Origin of the sequence: Campylobacter sp. (assembly GCF_052170435.1) — a bacterium.
Lineage (GTDB): Bacteria > Campylobacterota > Campylobacteria > Campylobacterales > Campylobacteraceae > Campylobacter_A.
The window spans coordinates 1-9,943 of the sequence record NZ_JBQNAN010000032.1 but is presented as its reverse complement, the minus strand read 5'-3'; the positions used below and the strand labels follow the sequence as shown (position 1 = coordinate 9,943).

12 protein-coding genes are annotated in these 9,943 nt (G+C 49.1%); 4 read left to right on the top strand and 8 right to left on the bottom strand.

The annotated features are described in order from the left end of the window. Positions 1-59 precede the first annotated feature (59 nt). The 4 genes from ACTTJF_RS09415 (at position 60) to ACTTJF_RS09400 (ending at position 3,186) form a co-directional block, all read left to right on the top strand. Positions 60-1,220, top strand: coding sequence for a 2-oxoglutarate synthase subunit alpha (locus ACTTJF_RS09415; protein WP_442551743.1), 1,161 nt, complete (start codon positions 60-62; stop codon positions 1,218-1,220). After that, entirely contained in the window at positions 1,210-2,055 is an 846-nt protein-coding gene (locus ACTTJF_RS09410) for a 2-oxoglutarate ferredoxin oxidoreductase subunit beta (protein WP_442551742.1), read from the top strand. Before ACTTJF_RS09415 ends, ACTTJF_RS09410 begins: the two co-directional genes overlap by 11 nt. Next, positions 2,052-2,612 carry a 2-oxoacid:acceptor oxidoreductase family protein gene (locus ACTTJF_RS09405; RefSeq protein WP_442551741.1) on the top strand — a complete coding sequence of 187 codons (561 nt, stop codon included), beginning with the start codon at positions 2,052-2,054 and terminating at the stop codon, positions 2,610-2,612. Before ACTTJF_RS09410 ends, ACTTJF_RS09405 begins: the two co-directional genes overlap by 4 nt. Positions 2,613-2,694: 82 nt before the next feature. After that, positions 2,695-3,186, top strand: coding sequence for a flavodoxin domain-containing protein (locus ACTTJF_RS09400; protein ID WP_442551740.1), 492 nt, complete (start codon positions 2,695-2,697; stop codon positions 3,184-3,186). A gap of 411 nt (positions 3,187-3,597) precedes the next feature. Here ACTTJF_RS09400 and ACTTJF_RS09395 read toward each other — a convergent pair whose 3' ends face one another. The 8 genes from ACTTJF_RS09395 to dapA are packed head-to-tail and all read right to left on the bottom strand — an operon-like array spanning position 3,598 to position 9,774. After that, the gene (locus ACTTJF_RS09395) at positions 3,598-4,371 is read right to left on the bottom strand and encodes a hypothetical protein (protein ID WP_442551739.1); all 774 of its coding nucleotides are present in this window, start codon (positions 4,369-4,371) and stop codon (positions 3,598-3,600) included. A gap of 53 nt (positions 4,372-4,424) precedes the next feature. After that, positions 4,425-5,060: a YggS family pyridoxal phosphate-dependent enzyme gene (locus ACTTJF_RS09390; RefSeq protein ID WP_442551738.1), complete on the bottom strand. Its 636-nt coding sequence runs from the start codon at positions 5,058-5,060 to the stop codon at positions 4,425-4,427. After that, the gene (rseP, locus tag ACTTJF_RS09385) at positions 5,057-6,169 is read right to left on the bottom strand and encodes an RIP metalloprotease RseP (RefSeq protein ID WP_442551737.1); all 1,113 of its coding nucleotides are present in this window, start codon (positions 6,167-6,169) and stop codon (positions 5,057-5,059) included. The genes ACTTJF_RS09390 and rseP overlap by 4 nt, the downstream gene beginning before the upstream one ends. Before the next feature lie 21 nt (positions 6,170-6,190). Then, positions 6,191-7,207 carry an AI-2E family transporter gene (locus ACTTJF_RS09380; protein ID WP_442551736.1) on the bottom strand — a complete coding sequence of 339 codons (1,017 nt, stop codon included), beginning with the start codon at positions 7,205-7,207 and terminating at the stop codon, positions 6,191-6,193. A 2-nt stretch (positions 7,208-7,209) separates the two neighbouring features. Beyond that, entirely contained in the window at positions 7,210-7,764 is a 555-nt protein-coding gene (pgsA, locus tag ACTTJF_RS09375; protein WP_122862952.1) for a CDP-diacylglycerol--glycerol-3-phosphate 3-phosphatidyltransferase, read from the bottom strand. Beyond that, positions 7,761-8,123: a hypothetical protein gene (locus tag ACTTJF_RS09370; protein WP_442551735.1), complete on the bottom strand. Its 363-nt coding sequence runs from the start codon at positions 8,121-8,123 to the stop codon at positions 7,761-7,763. Before ACTTJF_RS09370 ends, pgsA begins: the two co-directional genes overlap by 4 nt. Continuing rightward, positions 8,120-8,905, bottom strand: coding sequence for an enoyl-ACP reductase (locus ACTTJF_RS09365; RefSeq protein WP_314747025.1), 786 nt, complete (start codon positions 8,903-8,905; stop codon positions 8,120-8,122). The genes ACTTJF_RS09370 and ACTTJF_RS09365 overlap by 4 nt, the downstream gene beginning before the upstream one ends. Beyond that, positions 8,905-9,774, bottom strand: a complete 870-nt coding sequence (dapA, locus tag ACTTJF_RS09360; protein WP_442551744.1) for a 4-hydroxy-tetrahydrodipicolinate synthase — start codon at positions 9,772-9,774, stop codon at positions 8,905-8,907. The genes ACTTJF_RS09365 and dapA overlap by 1 nt, the downstream gene beginning before the upstream one ends. Between the last annotated feature and the right edge of the window lie 169 nt (positions 9,775-9,943).

The following is a 9,943-nucleotide window of genomic DNA, read 5'->3' as shown; positions in this document are numbered from 1 at the left end:
AGTAAAGAGCGCGCTACCGCCGTAAAAGAGAATAAATTTGAAAAATTAGAGGCGGAGCAATGAGCGAATTTTTAAATAATAACGGCGGCAAAAGAGAGGTCATCGCTAGCGGCAACGAGCTGGTCGCGCTTGCGGCGGTTGAGTGCGGGTGTAACTTTTTCGGCGGTTATCCGATCACGCCAAGCAGCGAGATCGCGCACGAACTAAGCGTACTGCTGCCAAAGCACGGCGGCAAATTTATCCAGATGGAGGACGAGATCGCGGGCATCTCGGTGGCGCTTGGAGCCTCGATGAGCGGGGCAAAGGCGATGACTGCAAGCTCGGGTCCCGGTATCTCGCTAAAGGCCGAGCAGATCGGGCTTGGCTTTATCGCGGAGGTGCCGCTAGTGATCGTAAACGTCATGCGCGGCGGCCCTAGCACGGGGCTGCCTACTCGCGTGGCGCAGGGCGATCTCCTGCAGGCGAAAAACCCGACTCACGGCGACGTAAACAGCATCGTTATCGCGCCTTCAAGCCTAGAGGAGTGCTATACGCAGACCGTTCGCGCGTTTAATCTCGCCGAGAGATTCATGACGCCCGTGTTTTTGCTACTAGACGAAACGATCGGGCATATGCACGCAAAGGCCGTGCTGCCGCAGATTAGCGAGCTAGAGATCTACTTGCGTAAGCAGTTTAGCGGCGATCCCGCGGACTACCGCCCGTACAGGGCCGCGGCGGACGAGCCTGCCGTGCTAAATAAATTTTTCGGCGGTTACCGCTATCACGTCACTGGTCTGCATCACGGCGAGACGGGCTTTCCGACCGAGGACGGCGCGGTCGTGGACTACAACATCAAGCGCCTTTTTAACAAAATAAACGCGCACGCGCACGAGTTTGAGCTTTGCGAGGAGTTTATGCTAGGTGACGCGGAGATTTGCATTATCGCGTTTGGCTCCGTGGCTCGCGCGGCAAAGGAAGCGGTGCTAAATTTACGCGAAAAAGGCGTGAAAGTAGGGCTTTTTAAGCCTATCACGCTATTTCCGACGCCAAACGAAAAACTACGAGAAATCTCGGCTAAATTTAGCAAAATTTTGATCTGTGAGCTAAATTTGGGCCAGTACGCGGGCGAGATAATAAAAGCTACGCTAAGAGAGGATTTTAAAACGCTGCTAAAAGCCAACGGCCGCCCGATCAGCCCGCAAGAAATCGCGCAAAAAATAGGAGAATTCGATGGCATTTAACTACGACGACTACCTACGCACCGACAAAACGCCGACTCTGTGGTGCTGGGGCTGCGGCGACGGCGTGATACTAAAGGCGCTAATCCGCGCAATCCATAAGCTAGGCTGGGATATGAACGACGTGTGCGTGGTCTCGGGCATCGGCTGCTCTGGGCGCTTTAGCTCCTACATCAACTGCAACACCGTCCACACCACGCACGGTCGCGCGATCGCCTATGCTACGGGTATCAAGCTAGCAAACCCCGATAAACACGTCATCGTAGTAACAGGCGACGGCGACGGGCTAGCGATAGGCGGCAATCACACGATCCACGGATGCCGCAGAAATATAAATTTAAACCACGTTTTGATAAATAATTTCATCTACGGGCTAACAAACTCCCAAACAAGCCCGACTACGCCGATGGGATTTTGGACGGTGACGGCGCAGCAGGGCAACATCGATCCGAATTTTGACGCGTGCAAGCTCGCAACCGCCGCAGGAGCGACCTTCGTAGCGCGCAGCAGCGTGATAGAGCCTGCAAAACTGGAAAAGATATTTGCCGAGGGCTTTGAGCATGACGGATACAGCTTTTTTGACGTATTTTCAAACTGCCACATAAACCTGGGCCGCAAAAACAAAATGGGGCAGGCCACGCAGATGCTAGAGTGGATCGACGGTCGCACGGTGAGCAAGGCTAAATTTGATGCGATGAGCGAGGATGAGCGAGAGGGTAAATTTCCGCTCGGAGTACTGCACAAAGACGAGTCGCGCATGGAGTACACCAAGGCCTACGACATGGTGATAAAAGCCGCTAGAGACGGCGAGAAAATCGACTTTGGAGCGCTAAAATGAAAAGACAGTTAAGATTCGTCGGAGTGGGCGGCCAGGGCGTGATATTAGCGGGCGAGATTTTAGCCGCGGCCAAGATCGAGGAGGGCGGATACGGCGTCAAGGCCTCAACCTACACCTCGCAGGTGCGCGGAGGGCCGACGAAGGTCGATATCATTTTGAGCGAGCGCGAGATATTTTACCCCTACGCAAACGAGGGCGAGATCGAGTTTATGCTCGCTACCGCGCAGGTTAGCTTCGAGCAGTTTAAAGACGGCGTGAGAGATGGCGGTATCATCGTCGTGGAGCCAAATTTAGTACACGCTAGCGACGAGGATAAAAAACGGTGGAAGATCTACGAAATACCCATCATCTCCATCGCTAAAGACGAAGTGGGCAACGTAATAACCCAAAGCGTCGTCGCGCTCGCAGTCGCCGTGCAGATGAGCGGCTGTCTGGATACCGAGCTAGTTAAACGCGTAATGCTCTCAAAAGTGCCTAAAAAAGTCTACGCCGAGAACGAAAAAGCCTACGAGCTGGGGCTCAAATACGCCGAAATTTGCATAGAAAACGGCAAATAAAAGCGTGATTTGAAATAAGATAAATTAAGTATCATTTCGTTATAATTCAGGTATTAATTTATTTGATTTTAAGGAGAACGAAATGAGCGTTGGTATTTTTTACACGACGACAAAGGGGCACACAAAGAGCGCGTGCGAGTATCTAGCGGGCAAAATAGGAGCGCAGCTAATAGACGTAAAGAGCGCAGGGGCGGAGGATTTTGCTAAATTTGACGTTATCATCGTAGCGGCGCCTAGCTACGGCGACGGCGAGTTACAGTCTGACTGGGCGGAGAAACTTCCGCTTTTAAAAGCCGGCAGTAAAGGCAAAAAAGCCGCCATCGTAGCCGTGGGTAATCAAGCCAATCACCCCCAAACGCTTTTTAGCGGCGCGGTGGATTTTTTGCCGTATCTAAAGGACGCGCAAATTTTCGGCGCTAGCGACGCGGACGGATATAAATTTAACCACTCCGCGTTTTTCATTAACGGCAAATTTGCAGGCCTAGCCCTAGACGTCAAGGGCGATGAAAACTACGCAAAACGCATCGACAAATGGGTCGAGGAAAATAAACCTATTATCTTAAATTTATTCTGATTTTCTTGCCGCCTTGTCTAAAACGGGCAAGGCGGTTTTACTTCTTTTTTTGTAAATAAAATTTCACAAATACGATTCGTTAAATTATTATGTCAAATAGTAGTCGATAGTATCCGCTTGCATGTTTGGCTGGATTCAATTTCATTTCAAACTTTGAGCGTAAATTTATCGCATCAAATTTAACTTACTTACCACGGTTTTTAAAATTAGCGTAAAATTTTATTTGCGGCAATAAACTCGCCCGTATTTTACGCCTAAAACGTTTAGATAAAGTGACAAACCTATCAAATTTGAATAATTGCTGCGATAATTTTGCAAATAACAGCAAAGTTATGTTTGACCAAAAAAGGCCAATCTAAGCTCTTGATATACGAAAAATTAGTCGCTAGTTTATCCTAGCTCGTATCAAATTTACTTACCAAAAAGCTTTCTTATAGCGCCTAAAAAGCCGCCTGAGCCCTCGTTTTTATCGCTTCCATCTTTCTTTTTATTCAGCTTCATCGCTTCGCTTAGCTGCTGAGCCGCCGTATCGGCATAGATAAACGCGCCTTCGGGGTCGCAGTTAAAAAGATTTGAGTAGCACTCGGACTTATTTAGATCGAGCGGGTTTGGCACGATGACGTCGGTTGCCTCAAGCAGTCCGTAGCCGTTTTCTACGCTAAATTTAACCGCACTCAAAAATGCGGGCAAATTTTGCGCGTAAAAATCATCCGTTTTTTGCTTGATATTTTCATCGGCGTTGTAGTCCTGCCAAAATTTAGCCAAATTTGCCGCGCTTATAAACGCGCCCGACGAGTAGCTTCCGTCAAATTCACCGGTAAATTTAGCTTTTATTTCAGGCGGTATAACGCCGCTTATGTCGCTTAGATACTGTTTAAATTCGCAGTGTTCCTGCGCCAAAAAACCAAACGCCGTGCCGCGCGTGTAGAAGTATTTTCTAAAAAATCCCTGCACGGCGGCGAGTATGTAGCCGTGTCCCGTCGAAAAGCTCTCGTCATCTTTGGTTTCAAGCGCGATTTTAAGAGTATCGATGTATTTTTGCGCGTAAAAATCCTCCATGCCGTACTCTTTTGCGAGCCTTTGCGCGACCGACCAGTCGCCCTCTCTCGCGCTTTTTAACGCGTCAAAATACCACTGCTTTATCTCGTTTTCGTTGATCGGATGATAACTCACGTCGTAGCCCATTTTTGGCTCCTTTTTAGGTAGATTTTTCTAAATTTATACGGATCGCGACTGATCTATGCGTATAAAATCGACCCCAAACGAATCATATTCGAGCCGCATTTTATCGCTAGTTCAAAGTCGCCGCTCATGCCCATCGAGCAGATTTTTGCGCCGCGAGGTTGCAGATTTTCGTAAATTTTACGCGTAGTCTCAAAGCTTTTTTGCACGATTTTTTCGTCATCAACGTGCGCGCCGATACTCATCACGCCGATGGGTTTTAAAAATTTGCACTCCTGTGCGATTTGTAAAAACGCATCCTGCGCGGCCTCGGGCGAGATACCTTGTTTGCTATCTTCATAGGCCGAGTTTATTTGCAGCAGGCATGGTAGCTCATAGTCAAGCCTCTTATCCACCGCAAGCGCGGCCCCTACGCTCTCGCAGCTTTGCCAAAGCGCGGGTTTGAGCGCTAGCAGGTGGTTTATTTTGTTGCTTTGAAGTCGCCCGATGAAGTGCCACTCGATCGGCAAATTTGACAAAATTTCGCTCTTGTTTTTGAGCTCTTGCACGCGGTTTTCGCCAAAGCTCGTTTGTCCCTGTTTAAAAAGCTCCAAAACCTCTTTAGTCGTTACGTTTTTGCTCACGGCGATTAGCTTTACGGGCTCGCTCGTGCGCGCGTTTTCGATGCGTTCTAAAATTTGCGCGAGCTTCATTGTCCCGCTCCGCTTAGGCGCATCACGTCGTTAAAGGTCGCAAACGCCATCAGGCAGAGCAAAAACGCCCAGCCGCAGTAGGTGAGGCCGATATAGACTTTTTCGTTCATCTCGCGGCGGAAAATGAGCTCGTAAAGGTTGAAAAATATATGTCCGCCGTCAAGCGCAGGGATAGGCAGCAGGTTTAGCACGCCTAAATTTACGGAGATCAGCGCGGCGATGATGAGCAGGGTTGAGACGCCGATGCCTGCGGCTTTTGAGGTGATGTCGGTGATCTGGATGATGCCGCCCATCTCTTTTAGCGGCACGACGCCTACGATGAGCTTTTCAAGCCCCGTAAATATGAGCTTTGAGGCGTTTACGGTCTCAACGAGCGCAAATTTGAGCGAGCTAAAGCCGGTGTTTCGTATCGTGACGGCCTCGCCTGAAGGCGAAATGCCGATGAGCGGTTTTTCTATCTTTTCGCCAAATATCGTCACGCTCTGCCCGATTTTAGGCGTCAAATTTATCGTTTTTATTTCGCCCGCGCGCTCGAGCGTGATCGCCGTGGAGGTTAAATTTACGTTTTTGCTTATCTCGTCCCATTCGCTGATTTTGATGCCGTTTATGTTTAAAATTTTATCGCCTTTTTGCAGTCCGGCGCTTGCCGCGGCGGAGTTTTCCAGCACTTTGCCGACAGTCGGCGCTAGCCTCTCAACCCCGATATGTCCAAGCGCGATAAAGATAAAAAATGCCAAAGCGAAGTTAAAAAACGGACCGGCAAAAAGGATGAAAATGCGTCCAAGGGGGCTAAGCCTCGTGTAGCTGTCGGCATCCTCGTTTTTTAGGCCGGGCTTTGCGTCCTCTTGTCCTTTTAGGCTCACGTAGCCGCCAAGCGGTATCGCGCCGATGGCGTATTCGGTGCCGCCGATGGTTTTTGAGTAGACACTTTGCCCAAAGCCCACGCTAAATTTTAGCACGCCGACTTTTAGCATGCGAGCGGCGAGAAAGTGGCCAAGCTCGTGGAAAAATATAAGAAAGCTAATCACCAAAACCGTGATCAAAAAGTGCCACGAATACGCGTAAATGCCAACGGCTAACATCGCCGCCACAAAGATAATGCTTTTCAAAATTTACCTTTAAATTTGATTTTATCGCTCGAGTTTATCGCTGAGCAAAACGGCGATAAACTTCGTGCTCGGGTTTGCGTCAAGCGCGATCTTTAGGCTCATGGTAAGCGGTACTGCTAAAAACATACCGCCGACGCCGAACAAAAATCCCCAAAAAAGTAGGCTCAAAAGCACTACAAGCGTGCTTATACCAAGGCCTTTGCCTAGAAATTTCGGCTCGATAAAGTTGCCGATGACGATATTTACGGCTAGATATAGCGCCGTAGTCCAAGCGCAAGAGGCTGCGTCGTTTAGCAAAAGCGCCACCAAAAGCGCCGGGACGGCCGCGATAATAGAGCCGATCGTCGGGATAAAATTTAGCACGAAAGCTAAAATCCCCCAAAGCGGCGCGTAAGGCACGCCGATGAAATTTAACCCGATAAATATAAAAACGCCCGTCGCAAACGATGCTGCGGACTTGATCGCGAGATAGCGCTTGAGATTTGATATAAACGTATCTACGATCTGGTTCGTTTGCGGATTTTTACTCGCAAAATACTCGACTTTTTGAGAAAATACCTGCACTTCAAAAAGCATAAAAGTAACGAGCAAAAAGACGAAAAAGCTCTTTGAAACGAGCTCGGTACCGCTTCTTAAAAATCCGCCCAGCACGGCAAAAATTTTATTTATATCAAAGTCTGCGGGTGCGGCGACGCTCTCGGGATCGATTAGGCCGCGGCTCGCTAGCATCTGGTGGTAATGATCGGCGAGGGCTTTAAATTTACTCTGAAGCTCGGGCATGTAGCTAACTAGCCCGTTTATCGTCTTTATCACGGTGTTTGCGATAAACCCTAGCGACAAAAACACGACCGCCGTAACTAGCGCGAAGGCTAAAACGCGCGGAAATTTGAGCTTTTCGAGCGCATTTATCGCAGGCGTCGCCACGATAGCGATAAAAACCGCCATCAAAAACGGTAGCACGACGACGCTAGCGGCCTTTAGTCCCGCCGCAACTACGACGAAACTAGCTAGATAGATTATAGCGTTTCCGTTTCTCAAATTTACGCCTTTTTGGCTTGATTTTTAACGTGCCTTACATAGGCGTTTACGTACTCAAAGCCCGAATACAGCGTCAGCGCGACGCTAAGCCAGAGCAAAAACTCGCCAAAAGGCCACTGCATGGTTAAAAAGCCGATCGCGACCATCTGGCAGACGGTTTTGACCTTGCCCGCCATAGATGCGGCGACCTCTACGCCTTCGCCCGCCATCACGACGCGAAATCCCGTGATAAAAAACTCTCGAACGAGGATGAGATACACGGCCCACGGGCTCGCGCGGTCTATCATCATGAGTCCTAAAAACGCGCCAAGAGTCAGCATCTTATCGGCAAGCGGGTCGATTACGGCTCCTAGCTTGGTCTTTTGATCCCACGCGCGCGCGATAAATCCGTCGAAAAAGTCCGTGACGCTAGCGATCACGAATACAAGCGCGGCAAAGTAGTTCATCCAGCTAACGTGCACGCCTGAGAAGGAATTTACGCTAAGTAGCAGCCAAAACATCAGAGGTGCTAGAAATACGCGCAGGAAGGCTAGGGCGTTTGGTAAATTTAGGCTCATTTATTTGTTCTTTCTTTTTGATTTAGGAGTTTAAAATTTGACGGCTCGGCGCTAAAATCCGCGTAAAATTTGCCGACCCGCATTTTGCTTGATTTGATCGGTCGCGGATTTGCGCTTTGGTTAAATTTGCTCGGCGCTTCGTCAAATTTGGGCGGTTTTGGATTTAAATTTAACGGCAAAAAGCGTTTTGATTCTTTTAAATTTAGATCAAATTTGAAAGAATCGTCCGCACCGCAAAATTTGCTTTTAAATTTTAAATTTTCAAATTTAGCCTGCAAGCGCGTTAAATTTATACTGCCGAATTTACCCAAAACGCGACCAACCGACAAAGGAGTGCAGGCTAAATTTGCTTTTTTCATTTAAATGTAGTACCGCCGTCGATGATGAAGGTGTGGCCCGTGACCCAGCTAGCTTTTGAGCTGCAGAGAAACAGACATGCGCCGGCGATATCTGCGGGCTGACCCATGCGGTTTAGCGGGCTTAGTTCGGCCGTTTTGTCGCGTACTTCCTCGTAGTTCGTAAAAGCCCTAAGCGCGTCCGTCTCGATCGGGCCGCCGCTAACGACGTTTACGCGGATGTTTTTTTCGCCAAGCTCGGTGGCCGCATAGCGCGCCATGGCTTCTACCGCGGCTTTTGCGGTGCCGTGGCCCGCGTAGTTTTCGATATAGACGAGATTGCCCGTCGATGATAGCGAGATGATACTGCCGCCGCCCGTTTTTTCCATGCGTTTTGCGGCTTCTTGCGCGCCCACTACGAATGCGTTTACGGTCGCAGTGAAAATGTTATTTATACCGCGAGGGCGAAGTTTCATAAATTTCGTATAGCCGCCTGCTACCGGGCGACCCGAAATGATGGCGTTTGAGACGAAAAAATCGACGCGGTCAAAGTCGGCGTCGATCTCTAAAAATAGATCTTTATAGGTCTCGGGTTCTAGTATATTTAGCGCGTAGGCTCTGGCTTTTATGCCGTACGTCGCTTCAAGCTCGGCGGCTTGGGTTTTGGCTAGCTCTTCGTTTGAGTTATAAGTAAAGGCGATATTTACGCCCTTCGCGGCGAATTCCTCCACGATGGCGCGTCCGATGCCGCGCGTTCCGCCGCTGATTACAAGAGTTTTGCCTTTAAATTCGTTTTCGCAATTCATTAAAATCCTTTTATATTATATTGTTTTATGGTTTGTTCGATTTTTTTGAGATTTTCGGCACTCGGCTCGCAAAGCGGCAGGCGGTATTCGAGACTTGATATTAGCCCTGCGATATACATCGCGGCTTTGACCGGGATCGGGTTACTCTCGCAAAACATTATTTTATTTACCGCGTAAAGATCGTCGTTTATGGCTTTTGCGCGCGCAAATTCGCCTTTTAGCGCAAAGTGGGTCAAATTTGAGATTTCGTCGGGGAGCAAATTTGCCGTAACCGAGATCACGCCCTTGCCGCCGTTTGAGAGGATAGGGTAGTTTATCGCGTCTTCGCCGCTGATGACGGATAGGTTAGGCTCGTGCGCGAGCAGATCGACGCAGCGCTCGATGCTACCGGTGGCTTCTTTTACGCCGCAAATATTCTCGCACTCTTTAAATAGCCTAAAAACCGTGCACGGCTGGATATCTACGCCCACTCGGCCCGGGACGTTATAGAGTAGCACCGGGATTTCTATGCTTGAGGCGATCGCTTTGTAGTGGCGATAGAGGCCTTCTTGTGTCGGTTTGTTGTAGTATGGGGCTACTGATAGGATGCCGTCTGCGCCGTGATCTTGAGCAAATTTTGCTAAACCTACCGCCTCGTGCGTGGCGTTACTGCCGGCACCCGCGAGTACTTTTACGCCGGTGTTTTTGCAGGTATTTACGGCGATTTCGATGCAGATCCTGTGCTCGTCGTGCGTTAGAGTCGCGCTCTCGCCAGTTGTGCCTACGGGCACGACCGCGTCGATGCCGTTTGCTATTTGTCTTTTGATTAATTTTTCATAACCTATTTCGTCTAGTTTACCGTCTTTAAAAGGCGTAATCAGCGCTGTCATAGCGCCCGTTATTGCTTTTTTATTCACTTTTTTCCTTTCTTAGGATGATCGTCGTGGATTTTTCTTTTCTCGCGTATTTTTTGCAAATTTCGTTTAGATCGGCCGGTTTTAGCGCGGCTGTTTTTTCGGGCAGCTCAAAAAGCGGCTTTATATCGCCTCTAACGAGATA

Excerpts from the sequence above, each read along its gene's own strand:
- ACTTJF_RS09370 (WP_442551735.1), bottom strand. The coding sequence starts at position 8,123 with ATGAAAAAAGCAAATTTAGCCTGCACTCCTTTGTCGGTTGGTCGCGTT.
- pgsA (WP_122862952.1), bottom strand. The coding sequence starts at position 7,764 with ATGAGCCTAAATTTACCAAACGCCCTAGCCTTCCTGCGCGTATTTCTA.
- dapA (WP_442551744.1), bottom strand. The coding sequence starts at position 9,774 with ATGACAGCGCTGATTACGCCTTTTAAAGACGGTAAACTAGACGAAATA.
- ACTTJF_RS09390 (WP_442551738.1), bottom strand. The coding sequence starts at position 5,060 with ATGAAGCTCGCGCAAATTTTAGAACGCATCGAAAACGCGCGCACGAGC.
- ACTTJF_RS09400 (WP_442551740.1), top strand. The coding sequence starts at position 2,695 with ATGAGCGTTGGTATTTTTTACACGACGACAAAGGGGCACACAAAGAGC.
- ACTTJF_RS09365 (WP_314747025.1), bottom strand. The coding sequence starts at position 8,905 with ATGAATTGCGAAAACGAATTTAAAGGCAAAACTCTTGTAATCAGCGGC.
- ACTTJF_RS09410 (WP_442551742.1), top strand. The coding sequence starts at position 1,210 with ATGGCATTTAACTACGACGACTACCTACGCACCGACAAAACGCCGACT.
- ACTTJF_RS09415 (WP_442551743.1), top strand. The coding sequence starts at position 60 with ATGAGCGAATTTTTAAATAATAACGGCGGCAAAAGAGAGGTCATCGCT.
- ACTTJF_RS09405 (WP_442551741.1), top strand. The coding sequence starts at position 2,052 with ATGAAAAGACAGTTAAGATTCGTCGGAGTGGGCGGCCAGGGCGTGATA.
- ACTTJF_RS09395 (WP_442551739.1), bottom strand. The coding sequence starts at position 4,371 with ATGGGCTACGACGTGAGTTATCATCCGATCAACGAAAACGAGATAAAG.